This is a genomic window from Brevibacillus sp. 1238 (genome assembly GCF_029892995.1).
In the GTDB taxonomy this organism is placed as follows: Bacteria; Bacillota; Bacilli; order Brevibacillales; family Brevibacillaceae; genus Brevibacillus; species Brevibacillus parabrevis.
The window spans coordinates 1-25,795 of the sequence record NZ_JARXWC010000017.1; the positions used below are offsets into that span (position 1 = coordinate 1).

Below are 25,795 nucleotides of genomic sequence, written 5' to 3' on the forward strand. Positions count from 1 at the left end.
AGACGATGAGGTTGATAGGTTCGGTGTGGAAGCGCGGTAACGCGTGGAGCTGACGAATACTAATCGGTCGAGGACTTATCCACACACTCTTAGCATTCATGCGTATTCAGTTTTCAGGGAATGAACGAAACAATTCCGTGAAAAGCCGTGCAAGCCCCATTGCGTGGCTTTTTTTGCATTTTCAGCGTCAAATAATGAGACGATTGATGCAAGAAAGGAGAAACGCATGAAGCTAAAATCAGCCAAACCGTATGAAGTGGATATGTACGCCCCTATTCGTGACTATTTTGTCGGCAGAGGGTATGAAGTATTTGGAGAGGTCAATCATTGCGATTTGACGGCCATCAAGGAAGACGAGCTGATCATTGTCGAGTTCAAGCGCAATCTCAGTGTCGACTTGCTGATTCAGGCAGCCAAGCGCCAAAGATATACCGATCATGTGTACGTCGCGATTCCCAAGCCGAAATACAAAATGTATTCAAAAAAGTGGCAAGACATCGTATATCTCATCAGAAGGCTGGAACTGGGCTTGATCATTGTGTCGTTTCCGAAAAAAGGCGCGACTATGGAGCTGAGCATTTCTCCGGCACCATTTGACCGGGGCAAAAGCCAAAAGTTTAACAAGAAGAAACGAGAGCGAATCATCCAAGAAATGCGCGGCAGGTACGGAGATTACAATGTAGGCGGCAGCAATCAGACGAAGATCATGACAGCGTACAAGCAAGGCTGCATCCAGATCGCCGCCCTGCTTCAGCATTTTGGCCCGTTATCGCCAAAGGCGTTAAAGGAAAAAGGGGCGCAGGAGAAGACCGCTTCGATTCTCAGCAAAAATTTTTACGGCTGGTTCACGAGAGTCAAGCGAGGGGTGTACGCGCTAACCGCTTCGGGAGAAAAGGAGCTGGCTGATTACCCGGAGCTTGTTGCTCATTACATAAGCGTAGCAGAAGGCGCGATTTCCGACATCGCTGGAGAAGCAATTCCGCCCGGACATGCTGCGAATACTACGAACAGCATAAATACGCTGAACAACACAGAAGGAGCAGATTGATTCCCGAACCAGGAGGAAACCATCTGCTCGTTTTCGTTGAAAAAATCTGAAAAACCACTTATCTGGATACCGCTGCAATGGTTATCTGCTTGAAAAACTCGCTTATCAGGAAGCCCCAGACAGTGTCCCTCTATCTGAAAAGTCACTATCGGGATACCGCCGCAACGGTCAATCTGCCTGAAAAGCCCGCTTATCAGGAAGCCCCAGACAGTGCCTCTCTACCTAAAAAGCCCCTTATCTGGCTGTCCACGCAGCGGCCATTTGCCCGATAAGCTCTCGCCCAGCCGCAATATCGGGGTGAAACTGGATCGTTGCGTTTTGCCGCACGCGTTTGACCTGGAGCTGCGCTTGCGACAGCAATGAATCATCCGCAAGCAGCCCGGATGCTTGCGCCATGCTCAAGCCAGCGACCACCCCTTGGCTCATCGCAACCTTGGCGCTTTCGATTCCCGTAATATTGCCTGCAACGTACAGTCCTGGCAAAGGCGTTTTCATGTATTCATCGTGCAAAGGGACGTGTCCTCCGAGGGCGGGAACATAGGCAAAAGGACATCCGGCAATGGCCGCCAGCTCTGCGAGTGGACTCAACCCGCCCGCGATGCAAACAAAGTCAGCCGGAATGAGTTGTTCTGTCCCGGGAATCGGCAATCCTTCCGGCGTGATGCGGGCAGTCCTGACTCCCTCCACCTGTGAAGTTCCGACGATCTCCAATGCGGCTGTGCGCAAATGGATCGGCATATCCCACATGCGCACACCTTTGGACGGAAAAAAAGCAACCGCCAACCGCTGCATCCACGCGCTGCCCATCAGCTTGCTTCCGAGGCGAATGACAGGCGAGGGGGCGAGATGAGCGACCCGCAGCAACGAGCGCATAATCTCATGGGGCCGTCCTGCCTTTCCGCTCACCTCAGACAGGGGAGGCAAAATCAACTGCTCGACATGCACGCCAGCCAGCTGCAACTCTCTGGCAATCGCAACAGACAAGATATTGACGCCGATCACCACGCCTTTTTTGCCTACGCGAACACGCTGCACATTTGTCATAACTTGTGCGGCTCCAATCGACATCACACCGGGCAATGTCCAGCCGGGAACGGGAACCGCAGCTTCGGACGCTCCGGTAGCAATCAGCAGCAGCGAAGACTCCCACTCGCCTTCTGTCGTGGAAATCCGCCAGCGGTCGTCGCAGCGGGCAATATCGTACACCGAAACACCACAGGAGATGTTGACCCCAAGTGCTCTGGCTTCCTGATCCAGGCGGGCGGCTTCAGCCAAGCCGTTCCACCATACCCCGTCCGGTTCTTCGTGCAACTGTCCGAGCAGTCTGCCGCCCGGTCGATAAAACTCATCGACGATTTTCACAGACAATCCTTGCCGGGCGGCGGCAATGGCAGCAGATAAGCCAGCAGGGCCAGCTCCGATGACCAGAACATCCTTCATTTCGCATGCCCTCCTTTTTTCAGCGGAGTCGGCAGAACGGAGCCTGCTGTTACGCACATTCCTTCCGTAACAAGCGTCATACACGCTCGCACATTCGGGATGCCGTCCACATGCACACGGCATTCGTAGCAATGGCCAATGTTACAGTAAATGCCCCGCGGAGTCCCTGTTTCTTCATGAACCCGAAGCGTGCGCACGCCAGCAGCCAAAAGCGCGCCGGCAATGGTTTCCCCTTCGTAAGCGGTATAAACAGCGCCGTTGAACTGAAACTGGAGAGCGGTTCTTTCTTCCATAGAACCAAGCACAGGATGATGGAAGATGCGTTGACTCATGAGCTTTTTCCTCCAAGCGTTTGAAACGAAATGGGCCGTACAGGCGGCTGATATCCAAGCGAAACTGTATGCGTAGGCACTTGGCCTGTTGCTTGTTCAACGATTTGCTCGATCAAAATCCGGCACGTTCTGCCACCGCAGCAGCCCATGCCAGCTCTGGTCCGCAGCTTCAATTCGCGAGCGGTGCACTGGTACTCGCGGGCAGTGCTCAGCAGCTCTTCCAGAGATACTTCCTCGCAGCGACAAATGATCACCTGCTGTGCGTCCATGCAAAAAGCCTCCCTTCGTTGTTGTCAGATAGCAAAATGCAAGTGTCGTGCCAGAAGCAGCGAGTGTTACAATAAAAACAACAGACAAACCCCCGCAGAAAGCGCAAATGGGCAAGGAAGCTTGGCACGAGGATTGCTTATAGAGCTTATAGAAAAAGAACGAAAATCACAGAAGCGAAGAGGGATGACCACATGGACAAATTGACACGTCTGCGCACACAATTCGATGCTTTGGGAATGGATGGAATGCTCGTTACAAACGGGCAAAACCGCCGCTATTTGACCGGGTTTACAGGTACATACGGAGTGGTGCTTGTATCGCGGAACGAGGCAAAGCTGTTCACTGACTTCCGTTATACGGAGCAGGCCAAAGCCCAGGCTGTCGATTTTGAGATTGTATTTTTGCCGACAAAAGAATCCGTTTACAGCGAAGTCGCTCGCCAGGCAGAGGAAATGGGCATCCAGACCCTCGGTTTTGAATCAGAAAACGTGACGTATGCTTTGCATCAAAAGTATGCGGATGCGATTCAAGCACGTTTGCTGCCGGTTGCTGGCGTAGTCGAGGGACTGCGCATGATCAAGAGCGCAGACGAGCTGGACAAGATCAAGACAGCTGCACAGATAGCGGATGCGGCTTTTGCCCATATCTTGACGTTCTTGCGCCCAGGCATTACAGAGCTGGATGTGTCTAATGAGCTGGAAATGTTCATGCGCAAACAAGGAGCGTCAGGCTCTGCTTTTGACATCATTATCGCCTCCGGTCATCGCTCTGCTCTGCCGCACGGAGTGGCGAGCGACAAAAAGATCGAGAGCGGCGATATGGTGACCATGGACTTTGGCGCTCTGTACCAAGGCTATCGCTCCGACATTACCCGTACAGTTGCCGTCGGACAGCCGCATGAACAGCTTCAAGAAATATACGGCATCGTTCTCGAAGCGCGAAATCGTGCGGTAGCGGGGATTCGCCCCGGGCTGTCTGGAAAAGCGGCAGATGCGCTCGCTCGCGACTACATCGCGCAACACGGATACGGCGAACGGTTTGGTCACGGCATGGGTCATGGCGTAGGGCTGGACATTCATGAGGAGCCGTTCATGTCGACACGTTGCGAAGCGATTCTCGCAGCGGGCATGGTTTTGACTGTCGAGCCAGGTATTTATATTCCGGGGCTTGGCGGAGTCCGAATCGAGGATGACCTTGTTGTCACCGATACAGGCAACGATGTATTGACGCATTCCCCGCGCGAACTCATTATTTTGTAAAAGCCAAAAGCCAAAAGCCAAAAGCCAAAAGCCAAAAGCCAAAAGCCAAAAGCCAAAAGCCAAAAGCCAAAAGCCAGGACCCTCGACTGTAGCGAAAAGTCGAGGGTCTTTTCCTATGCAAATCTGCCCCAAGCCATATTCCAGAAAACAGTGTCTAACAAATGAAACAGCGCATCTGTCCATGTGTACAAATGTTTATACACTATTCACCCGTGTGTCAAAAATCCCCGCATATTTCCATTTGGCACACATGTTGCATTTTCAGTATTTTGCAAAATTTGCAACAGTTCATAAGAAGAGGGGTTGATCGCGTGAAAAAAAGCATGTTTGCATTAGTCAGCAGTATCGCGGTACTGGGGGTAGCACTCGCAGGTTGCGGGGGAGGGCAGCAAGCCGCCCAGCCGACGAGCCAGCCAGCACAATCTGGACAAGCACAAGGCAATGCGCAGCCTGCACCAGCGGAAAAGCCGAAAGAGGCGCAAGTCTTGCGCTGGAATTTGCACTCCGAGCCGCCGACAGGCGATCCGGGACTGGCTGAGGATACGACATCAGCCGCAATCGTGAAGGCGCTCTTTGACGGGCTGACCCGCATCGGGCCTTCCGGAAAGCCAGAGGAGGCAGTAGCAGAAAAAATCGAAGTATCTCCTGATTTGAAAACGTATACATTCAAGCTGCGCGACTCGAAATGGAGCAACGGCGATCCCGTAACCGCCCATGACTTCGTCTACGCCTGGAAACGTGCCCTCGACCCTAAGACCGCTTCGAATTACGCCTATCAGCTGTACTACATCAAAAACGCGGAAAAAGCGAACAAAGGCAATGGCAGCCTGGACGAAGTCGGGGTCAAAGCGCTTGATGACAAGACATTGCAAGTGGAGCTTGCCAATCCAACGCCGTTTTTCCTGGAGCTGACCGCCTTCCAAACTTATTTCCCGGTAAATAAAAAAGTGATTGAATCATCGGCAACTTGGGCAGGCGATGCCAAGACGCATGTCGGAAACGGCCCGTTCAAGATGGAAACATGGGAACACAAGAGCAAGATGGTCATGGTCAAAAATGAGAACTATTGGGACAAAGACAGCGTCAAGCTCGACAAAATCGAGTTTTCCATGGTAGAGGACGAGAATACGGAGCTGTCCATGTTTGAGAACGGCGAAATTGACTGGGCAGGCGCTCCGCTTAGCTCTTTGCCGACCGATGCCATGCCAGCCTTGAAAGACAGCGGCAAGCTGCAAGTAAAACCAGTCGGCGCGACGTACTGGTACAAGTTCAATACAGAGCAACCTCCTTTTAATAACGTGAAAATCCGCAAAGCGTTCGCCTATGCGATCAACCGCCAAATTCTCATCGACAACGTTCTCCAGGCCAACCAGCAGCCAGCCATGGGGGCCGTTCCGCCAACGATGGCCCTCAACCCGGATGGATACTTCAAAGACAACGATCTGGAGACAGCGAAAAAGCTGCTCGAAGAGGGCATGAAAGAACAGGGCCTGTCCAAGCTCCCACCTGCAACACTCGTTTACAACACGTCCGAAGGTCACAAAAAAATCGCCGAGGCCATTCAGGATCAATGGCGCAAAAATCTCGGTGTGGAAGTGAAGCTGGAAAACCAGGAGTGGAAAGTCTACCTGGAAACGATGCACGAAGGAAACTATCAAGTAGGGCGCCTTGGCTGGTCCGGCGATTTCAACGATCCGATCAACTTCCTGGAGCTGTTCAAGGAAAAGGACGGCGGAAACAACGACACGCGCTGGGAAAATCCGAAATTCAAGGAATTGCTGAACCAGTCTGCGACAGAGGGTGATCCGGACAAACGCAAGGCGATTTTGCGGGAAGCCGAGCAAATCATGATGGATGAAATGCCGATCATGCCGATCTACTTTTACACGCATACATGGGTGAAAAACGACAAGGTAAAAGGAGTCTTCCAGGACGGATTGGGCGCAATCGACTGGAAATGGACGTCGATCGAATAACAAGTGAATGGGGGAAGGTCTATGAAAAAATGGGGCAGTGTAGTGGTTGCAGCGTTGCTTAGTCTGTCGCTCGCCGTTGCGGGATGTGCGAACCAGGGCCAAGGTGCAGCGGACGCCAATGAAATCCTGGTCGGCGTGCTTTTGCCAGTGACGGGAAACAACGCAACAGATGGGAAAGACATGCAAAACGCCATCGAAATGGCTGTGAAAAAAGTGAATGACAGCGGCGGCGTGCTTGGAAAAAAGCTGAAAATCGAAGTCGCGGATGACGGATGCGATCCGCAAATGGCAACGACCGCAGCGAACAAGCTTGTCTCGCAAAATGTAGTCGCAGTCGTGGGCGGCTACTGCTCCGGTGCTACGCTTCCTTCTTCCGGTGTGTTCAAAAATGCGAATATCCCGATGATCGTCCCGGCAGCCAACTCGGCAAAATTGCCAGCCCAAGGTTATGACACCCTGTTTTTGATCAATGGCCTAACCCCAGACCAAGCCCAAACCGCAGCAGATTACATGGCAGCCAACCAGGCCAAAAAAGTCGCTCTCATTCACGACAACTCCGCTTATGCCAAAGACCTCGCCGACTTCGCCAAAGCTGCCGTGGAAAAGAGCGGCGGCACCGTCATCGCCTATGAAGCGATCAATCCCGAAGAAAAAGATTTCAGCGCGCTCGTCACCAAGCTGAAAGGTTTGCAGCCAGACGCCACCTATTTTACCGGCTACTATGCGGCTGGCGGGCTGTTGGTCAAACAGTTCAAGCAAAAAGCAGTACCGGGCCTGTTCCTCGTAGGCGACGGATCGTTCAGCGAGGACGTCATCAAAATCGCCGGAGCGGACAACGCAGAGGGGCTGTTGATTACGGCTACGCCGACTGCTGAATTTATCGAGGGCGCAGAAGCCTTCACCACCGAATACAAGCAAACGTACAACAACCTTGCTCCTGGGCCGTTCTCTGCGCTCAGCTACAACGCGGTTAATTTGCTGGCAGATGCCTTGAAACGGGCCAACTCGACAGAGCGCGATGCGATCAAGAAGGCGCTCAAGGAAACGAAAGACTTCCAAGCTCTCGGTCAAACGATCTCTTTCAACGCGCAAAACACGCTCGATACTTCCAACTTTGCTGTGCTCAAAGTGACAGGCGGCAAATTCACATTGGCGAAATAGGACCGCCAGAGCAAGAGAGCAAGGAAGAGGTCATTCAGGCAAAGGGATGGTGGTGGCATGGAGATTCTGGTCCAAACGCTGGCAGACGGTTTGGTCATCGGCGCGTTTTACGGTTTGATCGCTCTCGGCTACACGATGGTTTTTGGCATCATCAAGCTGCTCAATTTTGCTCATGGCGACTTGTACATGCTCGGCGCATTCGTCGGCTACAGCTTGCTCAGCATGATTGGCGGCGGCGATTCCGGCATGGGGCTGTTCGGGATACTCGTCGTACTGCTGTTGACGATGGTGATTGTCGGCATTGCCGGGATGGGGATTGAGCGGATTGCTTACCGTCCGCTGCTCCTTGCTCCCAGACTGTCGATCCTGATTACCGCAATTGGCGTATCCCTTTTTCTGGAAAATGGTGCGATGATCGCCTGGGGCGCACAGTATCAGGTGTATCCGTTGCAACTGTCGCATGCCGGAATCAATTTGTTCGGGGCTACGATCACGTATACCCAGATCGGGCTTGTGCTCATCTCGGCATTGCTGATGCTCGGGCTGCATCTGTTCATCAACCGGACGCTTTACGGAAAAGCGATGCGGGCCATTGCGCACGATCAGACGGCGTGTCAGCTGATGGGCATTAACGTGCACAAAGTCATCGGACTTACTTTTTTTATCGGAGCTTCACTGGCGGCGGGGGCAGGGACGATGGCTGGCGCCTACTACGGAACCGTCAATTTCATGATGGGCTTTATCATCGGGCTTAAAGCGTTTACAGCCGCTGTGCTTGGCGGGATCGGCAGCATTCCGGGAGCGATGCTCGGCGGGCTTTTGCTTGGCTTGATGGAGACGGCGGGCACTTTTGTATTCGGTGGATCGTGGAAAGATGTCGTCGCCTTTTCGCTCCTGATCTTGATCCTGGTGCTCAAGCCGACGGGCATCATGGGCGAGAAAGTGACAGAGAGGATGTAGCCGATGAACGGATATCGCAAAAAGCTGCCTGTCGTCCTGTTGCTGCTTGTCGCCGCCATCCTGCCGTTTCTCGCCAATAATTACTGGCTCGATGTGGCGACACTCGCCTTGTTTTACATCGTTTTGGCTCAGGGGCTGAATGTGGTCGTTGGCTTTGCCGGCCTGCTTGACCTCGGCTACGCGGCGTTTTTCGCTGTTGGAGCTTATACGACGGGAATCTTGATGACGGTTTACGACTGGTCATTTTGGCTGACTTTGCCCGTGTCGATTGCGCTTGCCGCTGTCGTCGGGGTTATCATTGGCGCTCCGACTCTGCGGCTGCGCAGCGATTACTTGGCGATCGTCACACTCGGTTTCGGGGAAATCATTCGTCTATTGGCGATCAACTTGAGTATAACAGGTTCGGCTTCCGGCATTTACGGCATTCCGCGACCGTCCATCGGGAGCTATGTGCTTGCGGGACAGCTTGATTTTTACTATCTGATTCTCGTCATTGCCATCTTGGCTGTGCTCGCGGTCAAGCGGCTGGGAACGTCGCGGATCGGCAGGGCGTGGATGTACATTCGCGAGGATGAGGACGCAGCCGAGGCCATGGGCATCAATCGGATCAACATGAAGCTGTTGGCTTACTCCATCGGAGCGGTCATCGGCAGTTTGGCAGGTTCTGTGTTCGCCGTCAAAATGAGTGCGATTGCCCCGCTCAGTTTCAGCTTTACGCAGTCGATCATGATTTTGCTCGCGGTCGTGCTCGGAGGCTTGGGCAGCATCCCGGGTGTCGTCCTGGGCGCTGTGCTGGTCATCACCTTGCCTGAACTGCTTCGCTCAGTGGAAGACTGGCGCTATCTGATCTTTGGGATCGCGCTGGTGGCGATGATGCTGTTTCGTCCACAAGGGCTGTGGCCCGCCCGATACGATGCAGGGCAAGCAGCCAGCGGGGAAACAGAAGCAGCGCTTTCGGGAAGGGGGGACGACGATGTCAACGTTGACGCTGAAAAATGTAACGCTTAAATTCGGCGGCCTTGTGGCTGTCAACGACTTGACAGTCCAGATCGGTGCAGGCTCGATCACGAGCATGATCGGCCCGAATGGCGCGGGAAAAACGTCTGTCTTCAACATGATCACGGGCTTTTACAAACCGACAGCGGGGCAGATTTTGCTGGACGGACAAAATCTGGTCGGGAAAAAGCCAAGCCAGATCACTCGCCTTGGATTGGCGCGCACTTTTCAAAACTTGCGGCTGTTTCCGAACTTGACGGTTTTGGACAATGTCAAGGCAGGCATGCACAGCCGCACGAAGCAAGCGGTCTGGGGAGCGCTGTGGCATACGCGGGCACAGCGTCAGGAGGAACGCTTGATCGAGCAGACGGCGCTGGACTGCTTGCGCTTTGTCGGCATGGAACAAGATTGCGCGCGGATCGCGAAAAATTTGCCGTACGGAGCGCAGCGGTATTTGGAAATTGCCCGCGCGCTGGCGACGCAGCCGAAGCTTCTGCTTCTCGACGAACCTGCCGCTGGACTGAACTATGAGGAAAAAGAGGCGTTGATCGGGTTGATCCGCAGCATCCGCGACACGTATGGGCTGACCGTCCTGATCATTGAGCACGACATGGGCTTGATCAAAAAAATATCGGATCACGTCGTTGTTCTGGATTATGGGCAAAAAATCGCTGAGGGCGTTCCGGAAGCTGTCCTGAACAACCCGCGGGTGGTCGAAGCGTACCTGGGGAAGGAGGAGGCAGTGTGACGGCACTTTTGACGATTGAAAGCCTCCAGGCGCATTACGGGAAAATCGCGGCGCTCAAAGGGATCAGCCTGCAAGTGAACCAGGGGGAGATCGTCGCGCTTCTCGGCAGCAACGGAGCGGGCAAAAGCACCACGCTGAAAGCGATTTCCGGGATTGTCCGGCCGACGAGCGGCGAGATTGCTTTGGCCGGCAAAAGTCTGGTCGGCTGCGCCCCGCATCAAATCGTGGAAGCAGGTGTCATCCATGTTCCGGAAGGGCGGCGGATCTTTGCCGGACTGACCGTGCGCGAAAATCTGGAGCTTGGCGGATTTACGAAGAGACGAGAGAAGGCGGCCGTCAAGGAAGGGATCGAGCAAGCTTTTGCCTTGTTTCCCCGCTTGCAGGAGCGAAGTCAACAGCTGGGAGGAACGCTGAGCGGCGGCGAGCAGCAAATGCTGGCGATCTGCCGCGCTTTGATGGCGCGACCGAAGCTGTTGATGCTGGATGAGCCGTCGATGGGGCTGGCCCCGATTATTGTGCAAGAGATCATGAACATAATCAAGGAAATCAACAGGCAAGGCACGACGATTTTATTGATCGAGCAAAATGCCAAGGCAGCGCTCAAGCTTGCCCATCGCGGCTATGTGATGGAGACGGGGCGCATTGTGATGGAAAATACGGCAGACGTGCTGCGCACAGACGATTCGATCGTCAAGGCGTACCTGGGCGCGTGAGTCAGTCAGGCAGTCAGGACAAGGCTGTTCTCCAACGACAAAGGAGGAATCAACCGTGGAATTGATTCGCATTTTGTCTGAGTTGTTGCCGCCCAAAGAGGGGCGAAGCTGCCGGGAGCTGCGCGGGTGTTTTCGCCGTTTTTTTCAGTGCAAAAAGGCGGGCAGGCGCCGTTAGCCCAAGCAGGCCCGTTTTGCATTCGCGCTGCTGCAAACCACGCCGCAAAAACGCAAAAACCAACCTCCCGTTTCACACGGCAAAGTGAGACGGGAGGTTGATTTTCACAAGACGAGGTGCGAGCGAGCTTCGCCTTTCGCGCTGGATTATTTGTTCAGCTTGTTGCCAGGGAGAGCGGAGAGCGGTGCGGCCCCTTGCAGTGGGGCACGGCTCGTTTTTGGCGCCGGATTATTTGTTCAGCTTGTTGTACAAAGTCGCGCGGGAAATGCCGAGTCTTTTGGCAGCGGCCTGCTTGTTGCCGTTTTCCAGCTCGATCGCGCGCAGGATGACGCGCCGTTCATGCGCTTCCAGTTCTTCCTGCAAAGAAAACAGGTCGTCCGGCAGCTCGACGGGCAACTGCTTGGCCTGGCTTTGCACAGAGTACGGCAAGTCTTCCTCGCGGATCGTTCCGTCCGTAGCAAAAACGACCAGCCGCTCGATGGCATTGCGCAGTTCGCGAATATTGCCCGGCCAGTCGTATTGCAGCAAATTTTGCATGACGTTTTGCGAGATGGCGTGGATCGGCCGATTGTAGCGCAAGGAAAACTCGTAGAGAAAAAAGTGGGCCAGCTCGACTGTGTCTTCGATCCGCTGCCGCAAAGGCGGGATGGCGAGGGTGACGACATTGAGCCGATAATACAAGTCCTCGCGAAACTTTCCTTCACGGATCATTTCCTCCAAGTTTTTGTTGGTGGCGGCCACTATGCGAAAATCGGCTTCGATCTGCTTCGTTCCTCCCACAGGGTAATACTTTTTCTCCTGGAGGACGCGGAGCAGCTTGACTTGCATGTCGAGCGGCATTTCGCCCACTTCGTCGAGAAACAGCGTTCCGCCGCGGGCCAGCTCAATCATCCCTTTTTTGCCTTTTTGATCAGCGCCGGAGAAAGCTCCCTTTTCATAGCCGAACAGCTCGCTCTCAAAAAGGGTGGGGGAGATCGCTCCGCAGTTGATCGCGATAAAAGGAGCGTTTGCGCCTTCGCGCACATCGTGCACCGCCTTGGCGAACAGCTCTTTGCCGACGCCGCTCTCCCCGATAATCAGCACGGTCGCCTGGGTCGAGCCGAGCTTTTGGATCATCGACTTGATCTGGCGGATGGCGAGGCTGGTTCCTTTGATGTGCTGGAACGGATCGGGAGTGGAGCTGAGCTTCGCCATTTCCTGCTGCAAATGATTCACTTTTTTGTTCGCCTTCAACAGTTCCTGATTCAGGCGAACCTGGCTGGTAATATCGGTCTCAGCGGCAACAGCGCCGATGATTGTATCGTGCAAATAAATCGGTTTCGTATTGATGAGGACGACGAGGTCTTCTCGCGGCTGATGCTGATGGCGGTAGAGCGATTGCCCGTTATGCAGCGATTTGAGCGTCTCCAGCATGTCGAGCGGGAAAAAGTCCGTGATCGGCCGCCCGACGATGTCTTTGGCCTTCAGCGAAAAAATGCGCTCCGCACCTTCCGTCCAGACCATGACGCGAGCTTTTTCGTCGATGACGGAGATCGAGGCGTCCATCGTCTGGATCATCGTCTCAAAATAAGCCTCCAAAATTTCATAAGAGGTAAAAACGGCACGGAGAACAGTCGGGCGGTCGAGATATCCGACAGGTTCCCCTTGGTCATCGGTGACGAGCACATAGCTGTGGGTGCCGAGCAGTTGGATCGCAGCAGGAAGCGGAGCAGCAACAGTCAGGACGCCGACCTGTTCCCATGCGGCTGGCGGCTTGCTTTCGTCGGCAAAAATGTCGGCGTCCGTAGACGCGAGCGTACAGGCGTGCCAGCCGGAAGATAGCGGGGCAAACGCAATCGGTACGGTTCCTTTCGAGGGCAGCAAAGAAAGCGGTTGCTCCCGGTAAATCTGCATGTTCGTCTGGATCAGCTCGGCAATGCCAGGCAGCTTATGGTTCATCCCGATCATTCCTTTTGGAAGAGTGTATAAAAATGTAAACACTTTCTCGAATATTATACATTCGCTTGTTGAGTTGTAAAAGAATTTAGACAAAAATTTTGCGGATGTTCGCTCCTTTTGGTTGGCACGGCATTTGCAAAAATAAACAAGTGCAACGATTTTACGAAAAGCTTTTGAGGAGAATCAGCCATGACAAGACAAACCCATGCGCAGATTGCGGTAATCGGCGGCGGCATTATCGGGGCGGCGATTGCCTACTACACAGCCAAGGCTGGACTGGATGTGGTCGTGCTGGAAAAAGGCGAGCTGGCGTCAGGGACGTCCTCGCGCTGCGACGGCAACATTTTGGCGATCGACAAAGACCCCGGCTTCGACAGCCAGATGTCCTTGCAAAGCCAGATGCTCGTCGACCAGCTGACCCGGGAGCTGGAGCATTCGTTTGAATATCGGGCTTTGGGCAGCATTCTCGTCTGCGAGTCAGAGGCGGAAATGGAAGCAGCAGCGCAGTGGGTGCGACGGCAAAAGGAAGCCGGGCTGCCTTTTCGGATGCTGGATCGCCAGGACATTCGCCAGGAGTCGCCTTACTTTGCCGACGACTTGCTGGGAGGTTTGGAGTGCGCGACCGACTCTACTGTGAATCCGTACATGCTGACCTTTGCGCTGTTTGAAGGCGCGAAAAAGCACGGGGCAAAAATCATGCGGCGTACCGAGGTCAAGGCGCTGCGCCGCGATCAGGCGACGGGAACGTTTCAGCTCGAACTGAATACGGGCGCGATGACAGCGCAGCAGGTGGTCAATGCAGCGGGAGTGTGGGCGCCTTTCATCGGGCAGATGGTCGGAGTCGACATTCCGGTCGTGCCGCGAAAAGGACACTTGATCGTCGCGTCCAGACAGCTTCCGGTCGGGATGCGCAAGGTGATGGAGTTTGGCTACTTGATCTCCAAATTCGGCGGAGTGCGCCAGGTCGATGCCGAGACGGAAAAATACGGGGTTGCGCTGGTGTTCGAGCCGACAGAGAGTCAAAACTTTTTGATCGGATCGAGCCGCCAGTTCGTCGGCTTTGACACGCGAATCGATCTGAACGTGGTGCGCTGCATGGCGAGAAGGGCGCTGCGCTTTTATCCGAAAATCGCTGACTTTGCCATGATCCGTACGTATTGCGGGTTGCGCCCGTGGACGGAGGATCATTTGCCGATCATCTCGCGCGTCGAGGAAGTGCCCGGCTTTTTTATCGCGGCTGGACATGAAGGGGATGGGATCAGCCTGGCGGCGGTCACAGGCAAGCTGATGTCCGAAATGCTACAGGGACAGTCGGACACGATCATCCCCACCGAACCGCTTCGCCACGACCGATTCACGAAGAAAGAGGTGCTGCATCCATGAAAGCAGCCAGAGTGTTTACGACTGTGGACACGCATACGGGCGGCAATCCGACCCGCACGGTCATCAGCGGTCTGCCGAAGCTCCAGGGGGAGACGATGGCGGACAAAATGCTGCACATGCAAAAAGAGTACGACTGGATTCGCACCCTGCTGATGTACGAGCCGCGCGGCCATGACGTCATGTCTGGCGCTCTCGTGGTGGAGCCGTGCCACCCGGAAGCGGACGTGGGGGTGATCTACATCGAGACGGGCGGTTACTTGCCGATGTGCGGGCATGACACAATCGGGCTTTGCACAGCGTTGGTGGAAACCGGAATGATTCCGGTAAGCGAGCCGCTGACGAGATTGAAACTGGATACGCCAGCAGGCTTGGTCGAGGTGGAAATCCAGGTTGAGGGGGGAAAGGCGAAGCAGGTGTCGTTTACGAACATTCCTGCCTTTCTCTACAAGCAAGATGTCAGCGTCACAGTGGAAGGGATCGGTACGGTTACATGCGACATCGCCTACGGTGGCAATTTTTACGCGATTACGGACGCGCGGGCGCTGGGACTCGAACTGGCTCCGGGAAATGCCTCTGTGATCGTCGACACGGCTGTGCGCATTCGCAAAGCGATCAACCAGTCCCTGGAAGTCGTCCATCCGGCGAAGCCGTTCATCCGCGGCTTGACGCACGTGGAGTTTTACACGGACCCGAGCGCGCCGGAAGCAGATGTCAAAAACACGGTCGTCGTGCCGCCAGGTGGAATTGACCGTTCTCCGTGCGGCACAGGCACATCCGCGAAGCTGGCTACGCTGTTTGCCAAAGGCGAGATCGGGCTGGACGAACCATTTGTCCATGAGAGCATCGTCGGCTCGCTGTTTACAGGAAAAGTGCTGGCGGTTGCGGAGGAAGGCGGACTTCCCGCTGTCGTGACAACCATTGCTGGCAGCGCCTGGCTGATGGGCAAGCACACGATTTTTTACAATCCTGAAGATGAGCTGGCAAACGGCTTTTTGCTGATTCCGGCGGCCACAGACCATTAAATACAAAAAGTTGAGAGGAGAATGAACGATGGGAAGATTTGAAGGGGTATACGTAGCGATTGTCACGCCATTTACTAGCGATTACGAGGTGGATTACAAGCGGCTGACAGAGCTGTGCGACTGGCTGATTCAGGAAGGAGTCAACGGTTTGGTGCCGTCCGGTTCCTTGGGTGAATACGCCACGATGACAGGCGAGGAGCGGGCCAAAGTCATCCATACGGTGATTGCAGCAGCAAAAGGCCGCGTTCCGGTCGTAGTCGGCTCGGCAGCGCCGTCGACCCGTCAGGCAGTGGAGTGGGTGCAATTTTCCAAAGACGCAGGCGCAGCCGGGGTGATGGCTTTGCCGCCGATCAACTACAAGCCGCTGGAAAACGAAGTGTTCGCGCATTACGAAGCGCTGAACACGGTCGGATTGCCGATTATCGCTTACAACAACCCGCACGATTACAAGATCGACCTGACCCCGGATATTTTGGCGCGGCTGGCGAAGTTTGAAAACGTGGTAGCTGTCAAAGAGTTTTCCGGGGATGTGCGTCGCATGCAGGACATTCTCGCCCAGACAGACCTGGAAGTGATGGTCGGCGTGGACGATTTGGTGATGGAGGGCGGCTTGATCGGAGCGACGGGCTGGATCGCCGGCGTGCCGAATGCTTTGCCAAAAGAAGGCGTGGAGCTGTTCCGACTCGCGCGCGCAGGCAAGCTTGCGGAGGCTCAGGCTCTGTACCGCCGACTGCTGCCGCTGTTCCATTACGACGCAAGTCCGCAGCTCGTGCAGTCGATCAAGTACATGATGGAGCTGGCTGGCTTCCCTGTAGGTCCGACTCGCCCACCGCGCCTCCCGCTGGCAGACGACTACTACGCCGGGATTAAAAAGGCGTTTGACTACGCAGTCGGCGCAGCCAGCGGACGATAAGGGGGAAGGGCAGGCATGCACAGCAAAAACTGGATCGGCGGCGAATGGATCACGCCGCACGGAGCCGAAGTGACGGTCAAAAACCCGTCGCGCTTTACCGAGGAAGTGGGCGTGTTGCATATGTCGGATCGTTCTCACGTATTCGCAGCAGCAGATGCCGCACGTGTGGCGCAAGCCGAGTGGGCGAGGAAGACAGGTGCTGCTCGCGGCGAGGTGTTGTATCAGATGGCTTCCGCTCTGGAGGCTCATGCAGACAGTCTCGCCAGACTCGCGAGCCAGGAGATGGGCAAGCAGCTGGGCGAAATGCGCGGCGAGGTGGCGCGGGGCATCAGTCTGTTGCGCTATTATGCCGGCGAAGGAATGCGGGCCAACGGCAATTTGATCCCGTCTGCGGATACGGATGTTTTGCAGTACAGCCGTCGAGTGCCGCTCGGCGTCGTGGCTGTCATTACACCGTGGAATTTCCCTGTCGCGATTCCGATTTGGAAGATCGCTCCCGCGTTGATCTGCGGCAATGCCGTCATCTGGAAGCCGGCGGAAAACGGTTCTTTGACCGCGACGCGTCTGGCAGAAATTTTTGCCGAGACGAAGCTGCCGCCAGGAGTGCTCAATCTGGTGATCGGAAAAGGACGGGAAATCGGAACGACTTTGATTGAGGAAGCTGCGGTGGACGCGGTCAGCTTTACTGGCTCGTCCGCGACAGGCAGGCAGATCGCGATTGCTTGCGCGGGACGCAACATCAAATGCCAGACCGAGATGGGCGGAAAAAATGCGGCGGTTGTCCTCGCTGACGCGGATCTGGACAAAACGGTGCCGATCTTGCTCAGCGGGGCATTCCGCTCTGCTGGGCAAAAATGTACGGCGACGAGCCGGATTATTGTGGAAAAGGCGGCTTACGAGCCATTGGTCGAGCGGTTGCAGACAGCTATCTCGCTGTGCAAGGTCGGGGATGCTTCCGATCTGGATGCTTACTTGGGTCCGGTCGCTTCTGCGGCGCAGTACGAGACAGTCGGGCAATACGTGTCTATCGCCCAGTCTGAGGCCCGGTTGATTGCCCAAAGTCCGGCTTATGCGGGAGCGGAGCACGGCTACTTTATCCGTCCGCAAATCGTGGAAGGAGTAGCGGCCGACCACGCTTTGGTTCAGGAGGAAGTGTTCGGGCCGCTGGCTGTGCTTTTGACGGCAGATGGGTTCGACGAGGCAATCGAGCTGTGCAACCAGTCTGTGTACGGGCTGAGCGCTTCGCTGTTTACCCGTGATCTGGCGAGTGCCCACCGCTTTTTGGACTTGGCGCAGGCCGGGATGGTGCGCGTCAATCAGGAGACGGCCGGGGTGGAGTACCAGGCTCCGTTTGGCGGCATGAAGCAGTCCAGCTCGCATACGCGGGAGCAAGGGCAAGCGGCGCTGGACTTTTACAGTGCCACGAAGACATGCGCGATCAAATACGCCTGGTAAACAGCGAAACCTGGCAGGTAAAGGTGTGGGAGGACTATGAACATCCAGCAGTTGTTTACGACCATTGACGCCCATACAGGAGGGGAGCCGCTGCGGATCATCACGGGCGGCATCCCGCCTCTCAAAGGCGAAACGATTTTGGAGAAGCGCCGTTATTTTCGCCAGGAGCTGGATCATATCCGGCGGGTGCTGATGTACGAACCGCGCGGACACCACGGGATGTACGGTTGCGTCATGACGGCTCCCGTCAGCCCGGATGCGGCCTTTGGCGTCCTGTTCATGCACAACGAAGGCTACAGTACGATGTGCGGCCACGGGATCATCGCGGTCGTGACAGCGGCGATCGAGACAGGGATGCTTCGCGTGGCTGATCCGGATGAGCGGATTGTGATCGACAGTCCGGCGGGCCGGATCATCGCGCGTGCCCACACGGATGGAGCGCACGTCCAGTCGGTCGCTTTTGAGAACGTCCCGTCTTTTGTGTTCGCCAAGGATGTGCCGATCGAGTGGGAAGGAAAGCTGTTTTCCGTCGATATCGCCTTTGGCGGAGCTTTTTACGCGGTCGTGCAAGCCAAGGACATCGGTGTCCAGGTCGAAATCGAGCAGCTGGCGACTTTGCAGGAGTGGGGCAGCCGGATCAAGCAGCAGATTGAAGCGAAGCTTGCGGTCGTTCATCCGTTCGAGCCTGAGCTGGCTGGCATTTACGGGGTGATTATCTCGGATGAGCCGCGTGTGCAAGGCTCACACTTGCGCAACGTGACTGTTTTCGCCGACAAGCAGATTGACCGCTCGCCGTGCGGCACAGGTACGGCTGCGCGGGTGGCGACGCTTTTTGCCAGAGGCAAGCTGGCTGTCGGGGAGCGGTTTGTGCACGAAGGGATCGTGGGCAGCCAATTCGTCGGTACCGTACTGGAAACGACGCAGGTAGGCGACTACCCGGCGGTCATTCCGTCCATTGAAGGCCGGGCTTTTATCACAGGTTTGCACCAGTTTGTCGTCGATCCGACTGATCCGTTAAAGGACGGCTTTTTGCTGCGCTAGGCATGGCAGGAGTGGGGAAAAAGGGGCTGCATGATCTGGGCGGCCTCTTTTTCATGCATATAACGGTGTCACAATACTGCCACGCATCCAGGCATCTGCTTTTTTCCGACACTTCTGTTATAATGGCTGGGACAAGTATAAACAAGGGAAAAAGGGGTTGAATTTTGTGCCGTATAAAGCGTTGCTGGAGTCCCACGTGGGTGGTTGGGAAGTCGCGATTGTCCTGTTGATCGTAGCGTACTTCCTCTATCGTGCGGGCAAGGAAAAAGCGGGCAAGATCGTACATATGCTGCTCAGACTCATGATGGTCATTATTCTCGTATCCGGAGCGTGGATGCTGTTTACCGTGCACGCCAGCGAAGTGTATTTCTACGTGAAAGGTCTGCTCGCGATTGTCGCTTTCGGCTTGATCGAGATGTCGCTGGGACGGGCGAAAAGACAGGAAGGCAGCATCGGCTTTTTCATCGGCTGTTTGATCGTGCTGGTCGTAGTCATCATGCTCGGCTACCGTGTATTCGCCTAGTCGTCTGGAAACGGAAATGTATGCATAGAGCTTTCTTTTGCAAGTTGCACGCTTGCAGGGGAAGGCTTTTTTTCATGAAACGGGATATGGCTGCTTGCGGTCAACCAAAAGGTCATGACTGTTTTGTTGCCTGGCCGGGGCTGACGTTGAGGCGGTCGGGCGTTGATCGCGGGACGGGAGCGGAAATTTTGGAGAAACACTCCACTTTATATAAAAGTAATGGCGGATAACTCCTTTTTTGATATAATGACGGTAAGCACGACCAAACGGAGTCACTTTTCAAAAGGAGGCGCAGCATGGCAGGACATACAGAGGAGTTGACCGTTGCCGGAGTCAAGACAAACACCCTTTTGCACATCCAGAGTCTTTTGCCCTCCTTCACGAAATCGGAGCAAAAGGTAGCGAGCATCGTTTTGCAGCAGACAGACAGCGTCATTTATTCTTCTGTGATCGACCTGGCTGAAAAGGCTGGCGTCGGCGAAACGACGGTGCTGCGCTTTTGCCGGAAAATCGGTTTTCGCGGCTATCAGGAGTTCAAGCTGGCGCTCGCGCAGGAGCTGGTTGCACCTGCGAAAAATTTGCACGGCGAAGTAGGCGAGGAAGATTCGCTGGAGACGATGGCGCAAAAAATAACCGCGACGAATCAACAGGCGATTGCCGATACATCTGCCCTGTTCGATCTGGAGCAGATCGAGCGTTGTGTCCAGCTTTTGCAGCAGGCAGGGACGATTCACTTTTACGGAGTAGGAACATCGGCTGTGACGGCGCAGGATGCGAAGTACGCGTTTTTGCGGATCGGACTGCGCGTGGATGCCATGAGTGAATCGCACCTTCAGGCGATGGCGGCAGCTACGCTCGGGCCGGGGGATGTAGCGATCGGGCTGTCTGTTTCCGGGAGCACGAAGGATACGATCGATTCGCTCAAGGTCGCGAAAGAGGCGGGAGCCACGACGATTTGCATTACGCATTACCGCCGCTCGCCGATTACGAGTGTCGCGGATATGACGCTGTTGACCGCCGCACAGGAAGGCCCGTTGCAGGGCGGTTCTCTGGCTGCGAAAATCGCCCAGTTGCACGTGCTGGACGTCATCTGCACGACCATTACGCTGCGCAACAAGGAAAAGGCGCTCACATACAAGGAACGGACAGCGAAAGCCGTATTGGAACGAAAATATTGATTGAGGTGAGAGGAATTGAAACTTGTCATTGTCAAAGATTATCAGGAAATGAGCCGCAAAGCGGCCGAATTGCTTGCCTCTGAGGTGAAGCAGCACCCGCAGACCGTCCTGGGTCTGGCAACGGGCGGCACTCCGGTAGGCATGTACCGGGAGCTGATCAAGCTGCACGAAGACGAAGGGATCGATTTTTCGCAGGCGCAGAGCTTTAATCTGGATGAATATGTCGGGCTGTCTTCGGCGCATCCGCAAAGCTATCGCGCCTATATGCAGGAAAATTTGTTCCAGCACATCAACTTGCCAGCAGACAAAACACACGTCCCAACAGGAGATGCGGTCGATCTGGACAAGGAGTGCGCGCGCTATGAGGAAGCGATTCGCGAAGCGGGCGGTATCGATATTCAAGTGCTTGGCATCGGCAACAACGGTCACATCGGATTCAACGAACCGGGATCTTCCGCGGAGTCGACGACGCGGGTGGTGCAACTGACCGAGAGCACGATTGAGGCGAACGCCCGTTATTTTGCCAGCGTGGAGGAAGTGCCTACGCAAGCGGTTTCCATGGGGATCAAGACGATTCTCGGAGCGAAAAAGGTCGTGCTGTTGGCAAGCGGAGAGGCAAAAGCACAGGCTGTGCGCCTGATGGTGGAGGGCGAGCCGACAGCGGATGTGCCAGCGTCCTTGCTGCAACTTCACCCGGATGTAACGGTCATCGTGGACGAGGCGGCGGCGAGCCAGCTGACTGTCGCTGCGACAAGTGTGGAAAACAAGCGGTAGCCGTCTGGCGCCGCTTGTTTCTTTTGTTGTTCACCAATCTGTTCCGAATATCTGTCTGTCCCTTATGCTATACTGGGAGTGTTGTCACGAAGGTTCACCAGATTTTTCTAAGGAGCTGATTTTCGATGAGCGCAAACGAAGCGTTGCTTACATTAGAAGGTTGGTATACGTATCATAATTTCCGCACGATCAATTGGGAAAAGTGGAAAGCGGCTTCCGCCGAGGAGCGCCAAGCAGCGTTGGACGAGCTGAACGGGCTGATCCGCACTTGGGAAGCGAACGAAGCGGAAAACCAAGGAAGCACGGCTTTCTATTCGATTCTTGGACACAAAGCAGACCTCGTGTTCATGTTCCTGCGCCCGACCATGCAAGAACTCGAAGAAATCAAGACGGCTTTCAATAAAACCCGCTTTGCTGCCTTTACAGATGCTCCGTACTCCTACGTCTCCGTTGTCGAGTTGAGCAACTATGTACATAACCCGGGCGAAGATCCGAAGGCAAATCCGCACGTGCGCGATCGCCTGTATCCGATCCTGCCAAAATGGGAGCACATTTGCTTCTACCCAATGAACAAAAAACGCGATTTGCAAGACAACTGGTACATGCTGAGCATGCAGGAGCGTCAAGAAATGATGCGCTCCCACGGCATGATCGGCCGCTCCTACGCTGGACGCGTCAAACAAATCATCGGCGGCTCCGTCGGTTTCGACGATTGGGAGTGGGGCGTGACGCTGTTCGCCAACGATCCGCTGGAGTTCAAGCACATCGTCTACGAAATGCGCTTTGATGAAGTGAGTGCCCGTTTTGGCGAGTTCGGCAACTTCCTGGTCGGTAACGTGCTGAATCAGGAAACGCTCGCGAAAAAACTGGAAGTGTAATCATCTGTCAAAAATCTGCTGTGCGGCTGCTAGTTGTCGCATCGGCAGATTTTTTTTGCCCGGGGGATCGGCTCTGGCTCGGTCTTTTTTAGGCGTCGAGCCTGCCAGCCGCAGGAAACCGATTTGTGCTCGGAACGTAGATGTAATAGGATGGGAGAAATGTGAAGAACAGAGAGAGGCTGCGCTGGGAAGCGATTAAGCCGGAAGGAGAGGGGATTGCAATGAAAAGCATCAAGCCAGGAAGAGGCCCGTCGGCAATGGGCGCGGCGGGAAGTGTCGTTGCTATTGTTTTCGGAGTATTTTGGACGATTATGGCATTTTTCATCACGCAAGATTCGCCGTTTCCCGTGGTCGGCACGATTTTTCCTTTGTTTGGGGTCTTGTTTATCATTATCGGGATCGTTCAGGCTGTTTATCACTATAAAAACGCTACAGGCAGAGAGCGGATGTCGCTGTACGATATTACGGACGCCAGCGAGGAAGGCGACCCGTTGAACCGCCGATTCGGCAAGGAGAGAGAAGCGGAAGCGGACACAGAGACGACAGGCGAAAAAGCTTTTTGTCCGTACTGCGGGCAGCGCGTAAAGGCTGGCTACCAATACTGTCCGGGCTGCGGGAAAAAGGTGTAAGGACACGGTTTCTTAACAAAGTCTTGGCTTTGGTTCCCGGAAACTTTTTGATACAGTAAAGAGGAAAGCGACATCAGAGCGGAGGGGAACAAGACTGGGCTTTCTAAAGCTGAAAATCGGCTATCGCACTTTAAAAACGGCGATCGGGACAGCGATCTCGATCTTTTTGGCTCAACAGCTTGATCTGCTGTACCCCGCATCTGCGGGCATCATTACGATTCTTTGCATACAAGTAACGGTCAAGCAGTCGTTCCGCACAGCGTGGAACCGGATCATGTCCAGCTTTCTCGGGCTTGGCATCGGGATGGCGCTGTTTTATTTGCTCGGGTATTCGCCTGTTGCCATTTTGCTCGCCATCCTGCTGTTTTTGCCGCTCGCTGTGCGGTTTGGCATCCAGGAGGGCTTCGTCAGCAGCATGGTCGTGCTCATGCACCTGTACTCGGCGCAAAGAATGGATTTCCCGTTATTGCTGAACGAAGCGGGACTGCTGGTGATCGGCGTCGGGGTCGCGCTGCTCGTGAACTTGTACATGCCGAGCCTAGACAAGGAACTGCGGGCGATGCAAAAGCAGATCGAGCAGCTGTTCAGGCAAATTTTGCGGGAGTTTTGCTACTACTTGCGGCATGGCGAGAGCGATTGGGACGGGAAAGAGATGATCGAGGCGCCGGGTCTTTTGGAAAAAGCGCTCAGGCTTGCGTCGCGCGACATCGATAACCGTCTGGGGCGGCGCGATGACTCGTACTACCAATACTTTGTCATGCGAGAAAAGCAGTATGAACTGTTGGAGCGGATGATGCCGATCGTTTCGTCACTCGACACGCAGGTGCCGCAGAGCCATTGGATCGCTGATTTTCTCGAACGGATCAGCGACTCGGTGCACCCGGGCAATACGGCGTACCGCTTTATCGATCAGCTTCGCCAAATGCGCGAGGAGATCAAGGAGTCGGAGCTGCCGCGCACGCGCGAGGAATTTGAGACGAGAGCGTCGCTGTTTTACTTGTTGCGCGAGATCGAGAATTATTTATTCATCAAGCATGAGCTGGGCAAAAGCAGTGAGGACAAAAAACCAGCAGCCGTAGCGGAGCCAACACCGGGCAAGTAACGCTTCGTGTGGCAAAACGGCAAAACGGCAAAAACGCCAAAGAACAAAGGCGCTTTCTTCTGAGCAAAACCGGAAGAAGGCGCTTTTTGTGTCCCAAACAACATCCCGACTTTTTGCTGAAAAAGGCGTGAAAGCTTGGCACTGCCAGCTTCTGCCCTTTCAGGCATGCATATTTATTCAGTAAATTTTATTTTTCTTGAATGTCTGAAAATATACAATTATAATTTAAATCAGAAATCATTTCCGATATTCGGAAAAAGTGAAAAGGGCCATCCATCCGGCAACAGATAGATAGGGGGATAGCAGGATGATTGAGGTTAAGCAGCTAGTCAAGTCTTTCGGATCACTCACCGTGCTGAAAGGTGTCACTCTCTCGGTAGAGGAGAAAGAAGTCGTCGTCTTGCTCGGTGCCAGCGGTTCAGGCAAAAGCACTTTGCTTCGATGTTTGAATTTTTTGGAATTTCATGAAGCTGGCGAGATTTGGATCAGCGGGGAGAAGGTTGACCCGCACAAGACCAATCTGAACCATTTTCGGGCAGAGGTTGGGATGGTATTCCAGCACTTCAATCTGTTCCCGCACAAGACGGTACTGGAAAATGTGATCGAGGCTCCGGTGCACGTCAAGGGAATGAAAGTCGCCGAGGCGAAAGAGCTGGCCAACGAACTGTTGAAAAAAGTAAACATGCAGGATAAGGCGGATGTGTACCCGGACATGCTCTCGGGTGGACAGAAGCAGCGCGTGGCGATTGCGCGAGCGCTTGCGATGAAGCCGAAAATCATGCTTTTCGATGAACCTACCTCCGCACTTGACCCTGAGCTGGTCGGCGAAGTGTTGCAGGTAATGAAGCAACTGGCAAAAGAAGGCATGACCATGATCGTCGTCACCCATGAAATGGGCTTTGCCCGCGAAGTCGCAGATCGCGCCGTGTTCATGCACGATGGTCAAATCCTGGAGCAAGGGCCGCCTAGTGCGTTCTTTGAAAATCCGCAACACGAAAGAACCAAGCAGTTTTTGCGCAGCATTCGTTAAAAACAGAGAAAACAGGGGGAATTTCAGATGAAAAAACGTGCAAAATGGTCCGGAGTTTTGTTGTCTACCGTTCTGTTGGGCTCGCTTCTGCTCTCGGCATGTGGCTCTCAAGAGAGCAGCGCGCCGGCAGGAGGCGGACAAGCAGCGGGCGGCGAAGGCAAAAAAGATTTTACTTACGCGATGAGCGGAGTGTACAAGCCGTTCAGCTTTAAAGAAAACGGGCAGCTGACAGGCTTTGACGTAGAAATCGGACAAGCGCTGGCGGAAAAAATGGGGATGAACGCCGTTCCGATCACGAACCCGTTTGAGACGATCATTCCTGGTCTGGATGCGAAAAAATACGACTCGATCATCGGCAGCTTGACGGTGACTCCCGAGCGTCAAAAAGCGGTTTCCTTCACGAATCCGTACTATCGCTCCGGCTCGCAGATTTTCGTGCAGGAAGGCAACACGACAATCAAGGGCAAGGACGATCTGAAAGGCAAAAAGATCGGGGTCGTCAAAGCTTCCAACTACTTGGACTGGGCGAAAAAACTGACAGATGAAGATAAAATCACCCAATACGACAGCGATATCACGGCGCTGCTCGACTTGCCGACAGGACGTCTGGACGCGGTCATTACCGACCAGGTAGTAGGCTTGCGCTTTATTAAAGAGGGTGGCGGAAAAGTCATCGACGTGGGTGAGCCACTCAGCTTCGACGAACAGGCAATTGCTGTGCGACTGGGCGATCAGGAATCGGTAGACCGAATCAACAAAGCGCTGGATGAAATCATCAAAGACGGCACCTACGAAAAAATCAGCCAAAAATGGTTTGGCCGCAATATCCTGCAAAAACAATAAAGTGGGCA

Annotated in this window: 25 protein-coding genes and 1 rRNA gene; 22 read left to right on the plus strand and 4 right to left on the minus strand. The window is 54.6% G+C overall.

Annotated features, from left to right (window positions below):
* Both M2298_RS25295 and M2298_RS25300 read left to right on the plus strand, forming a co-directional pair.
* Positions 1-83: ribosomal RNA gene (locus M2298_RS25295) — 23S ribosomal RNA — on the plus strand; the annotation flags it as partial.
* Positions 84-226: 143 nt separating this feature from the next.
* On the plus strand, positions 227-1,048 hold the full coding sequence (locus M2298_RS25300; protein ID WP_280649223.1) for a DUF2161 domain-containing phosphodiesterase: 822 nt from the start codon (positions 227-229) through the stop codon (positions 1,046-1,048).
* A 234-nt stretch (positions 1,049-1,282) separates the two neighbouring features.
* Here M2298_RS25300 and M2298_RS25305 read toward each other — a convergent pair whose 3' ends face one another.
* Genes M2298_RS25305 through M2298_RS25315 form a run of 3 tightly spaced genes read right to left on the minus strand, consistent with a single transcriptional unit; the run spans position 1,283 to position 3,089 of the window.
* Positions 1,283-2,488: an NAD(P)/FAD-dependent oxidoreductase gene (locus tag M2298_RS25305; RefSeq protein ID WP_280649224.1), complete on the minus strand. Its 1,206-nt coding sequence runs from the start codon at positions 2,486-2,488 to the stop codon at positions 1,283-1,285.
* Positions 2,485-2,820 (minus strand): (2Fe-2S)-binding protein, encoded by a 336-nt coding sequence (locus M2298_RS25310; RefSeq protein WP_280649225.1) that lies wholly within the window; start codon positions 2,818-2,820, stop codon positions 2,485-2,487. Before M2298_RS25310 ends, M2298_RS25305 begins: the two co-directional genes overlap by 4 nt.
* Positions 2,817-3,089: a (2Fe-2S)-binding protein gene (locus M2298_RS25315; protein WP_063227839.1), complete on the minus strand. Its 273-nt coding sequence runs from the start codon at positions 3,087-3,089 to the stop codon at positions 2,817-2,819. Before M2298_RS25315 ends, M2298_RS25310 begins: the two co-directional genes overlap by 4 nt.
* Before the next feature lie 192 nt (positions 3,090-3,281).
* On the opposite strand from M2298_RS25315, the gene M2298_RS25320 reads away from it, so the two are divergent.
* The 7 genes from M2298_RS25320 (at position 3,282) to M2298_RS25350 (ending at position 10,903) form a co-directional block, all read left to right on the plus strand.
* Positions 3,282-4,349, plus strand: a complete 1,068-nt coding sequence (locus M2298_RS25320; protein ID WP_122965992.1) for a M24 family metallopeptidase — start codon at positions 3,282-3,284, stop codon at positions 4,347-4,349.
* Between the two features lie 311 nt (positions 4,350-4,660).
* The gene (locus tag M2298_RS25325) at positions 4,661-6,325 is read left to right on the plus strand and encodes a peptide ABC transporter substrate-binding protein (protein WP_280649226.1); all 1,665 of its coding nucleotides are present in this window, start codon (positions 4,661-4,663) and stop codon (positions 6,323-6,325) included.
* A gap of 21 nt (positions 6,326-6,346) precedes the next feature.
* Positions 6,347-7,486, plus strand: coding sequence for a branched-chain amino acid ABC transporter substrate-binding protein (locus M2298_RS25330; RefSeq protein WP_173598142.1), 1,140 nt, complete (start codon positions 6,347-6,349; stop codon positions 7,484-7,486).
* Between the two features lie 57 nt (positions 7,487-7,543).
* Positions 7,544-8,446: a branched-chain amino acid ABC transporter permease gene (locus M2298_RS25335; RefSeq protein WP_173598143.1), complete on the plus strand. Its 903-nt coding sequence runs from the start codon at positions 7,544-7,546 to the stop codon at positions 8,444-8,446.
* Positions 8,447-8,449: 3 nt separating this feature from the next.
* Positions 8,450-9,454, plus strand: coding sequence for a branched-chain amino acid ABC transporter permease (locus tag M2298_RS25340; protein WP_173598144.1), 1,005 nt, complete (start codon positions 8,450-8,452; stop codon positions 9,452-9,454).
* A complete protein-coding gene (locus tag M2298_RS25345; protein WP_122965987.1) occupies positions 9,420-10,190 on the plus strand; it encodes an ABC transporter ATP-binding protein in 771 nt (256 codons plus the stop codon). The genes M2298_RS25340 and M2298_RS25345 overlap by 35 nt, the downstream gene beginning before the upstream one ends.
* Positions 10,187-10,903, plus strand: coding sequence for an ABC transporter ATP-binding protein (locus M2298_RS25350; RefSeq protein WP_122965986.1), 717 nt, complete (start codon positions 10,187-10,189; stop codon positions 10,901-10,903). Before M2298_RS25345 ends, M2298_RS25350 begins: the two co-directional genes overlap by 4 nt.
* A gap of 403 nt (positions 10,904-11,306) precedes the next feature.
* Here M2298_RS25350 and M2298_RS25355 read toward each other — a convergent pair whose 3' ends face one another.
* The gene (locus M2298_RS25355) at positions 11,307-13,016 is read right to left on the minus strand and encodes a sigma-54 interaction domain-containing protein (RefSeq protein WP_122965985.1); all 1,710 of its coding nucleotides are present in this window, start codon (positions 13,014-13,016) and stop codon (positions 11,307-11,309) included.
* 189 nt (positions 13,017-13,205) lie between these two features.
* On the opposite strand from M2298_RS25355, the gene M2298_RS25360 reads away from it, so the two are divergent.
* The 13 genes from M2298_RS25360 to M2298_RS25420 all read left to right on the plus strand — a co-directional run bounded on the left by M2298_RS25360 (position 13,206) and on the right by M2298_RS25420 (position 25,787).
* Positions 13,206-14,399, plus strand: coding sequence for an NAD(P)/FAD-dependent oxidoreductase (locus M2298_RS25360; RefSeq protein WP_122965984.1), 1,194 nt, complete (start codon positions 13,206-13,208; stop codon positions 14,397-14,399).
* Positions 14,396-15,421, plus strand: coding sequence for a proline racemase family protein (locus M2298_RS25365; RefSeq protein ID WP_122965983.1), 1,026 nt, complete (start codon positions 14,396-14,398; stop codon positions 15,419-15,421). The genes M2298_RS25360 and M2298_RS25365 overlap by 4 nt, the downstream gene beginning before the upstream one ends.
* Positions 15,422-15,449: 28 nt before the next feature.
* The gene (locus M2298_RS25370; RefSeq protein ID WP_122965982.1) at positions 15,450-16,334 is read left to right on the plus strand and encodes a dihydrodipicolinate synthase family protein; all 885 of its coding nucleotides are present in this window, start codon (positions 15,450-15,452) and stop codon (positions 16,332-16,334) included.
* Positions 16,335-16,349: 15 nt separating this feature from the next.
* Positions 16,350-17,789: an aldehyde dehydrogenase family protein gene (locus M2298_RS25375; RefSeq protein WP_122965981.1), complete on the plus strand. Its 1,440-nt coding sequence runs from the start codon at positions 16,350-16,352 to the stop codon at positions 17,787-17,789.
* A gap of 36 nt (positions 17,790-17,825) precedes the next feature.
* Positions 17,826-18,830: a proline racemase family protein gene (locus tag M2298_RS25380; protein WP_122965980.1), complete on the plus strand. Its 1,005-nt coding sequence runs from the start codon at positions 17,826-17,828 to the stop codon at positions 18,828-18,830.
* Positions 18,831-18,987: 157 nt separating this feature from the next.
* Positions 18,988-19,353 (plus strand): YisL family protein, encoded by a 366-nt coding sequence (locus M2298_RS25385; protein ID WP_122965979.1) that lies wholly within the window; start codon positions 18,988-18,990, stop codon positions 19,351-19,353.
* A gap of 296 nt (positions 19,354-19,649) precedes the next feature.
* The gene (locus M2298_RS25390) at positions 19,650-20,531 is read left to right on the plus strand and encodes a MurR/RpiR family transcriptional regulator (RefSeq protein WP_173598147.1); all 882 of its coding nucleotides are present in this window, start codon (positions 19,650-19,652) and stop codon (positions 20,529-20,531) included.
* 15 nt (positions 20,532-20,546) lie between these two features.
* On the plus strand, positions 20,547-21,305 hold the full coding sequence (gene nagB, locus M2298_RS25395; protein WP_122965976.1) for a glucosamine-6-phosphate deaminase: 759 nt from the start codon (positions 20,547-20,549) through the stop codon (positions 21,303-21,305).
* 125 nt (positions 21,306-21,430) lie between these two features.
* Positions 21,431-22,183: a hydrogen peroxide-dependent heme synthase gene (gene hemQ / locus M2298_RS25400; RefSeq protein ID WP_122965975.1), complete on the plus strand. Its 753-nt coding sequence runs from the start codon at positions 21,431-21,433 to the stop codon at positions 22,181-22,183.
* A gap of 221 nt (positions 22,184-22,404) precedes the next feature.
* Positions 22,405-22,812, plus strand: coding sequence for a zinc ribbon domain-containing protein (locus M2298_RS25405; protein ID WP_173599586.1), 408 nt, complete (start codon positions 22,405-22,407; stop codon positions 22,810-22,812).
* A gap of 115 nt (positions 22,813-22,927) precedes the next feature.
* Positions 22,928-23,914 (plus strand): aromatic acid exporter family protein, encoded by a 987-nt coding sequence (locus M2298_RS25410; RefSeq protein ID WP_280649247.1) that lies wholly within the window; start codon positions 22,928-22,930, stop codon positions 23,912-23,914.
* A gap of 307 nt (positions 23,915-24,221) precedes the next feature.
* Positions 24,222-24,944 (plus strand): amino acid ABC transporter ATP-binding protein, encoded by a 723-nt coding sequence (locus M2298_RS25415; protein ID WP_063227857.1) that lies wholly within the window; start codon positions 24,222-24,224, stop codon positions 24,942-24,944.
* Positions 24,945-24,971: 27 nt separating this feature from the next.
* The gene (locus M2298_RS25420; protein WP_122965972.1) at positions 24,972-25,787 is read left to right on the plus strand and encodes a transporter substrate-binding domain-containing protein; all 816 of its coding nucleotides are present in this window, start codon (positions 24,972-24,974) and stop codon (positions 25,785-25,787) included.
* The last annotated feature ends 8 nt before the right edge of the window (positions 25,788-25,795 follow it).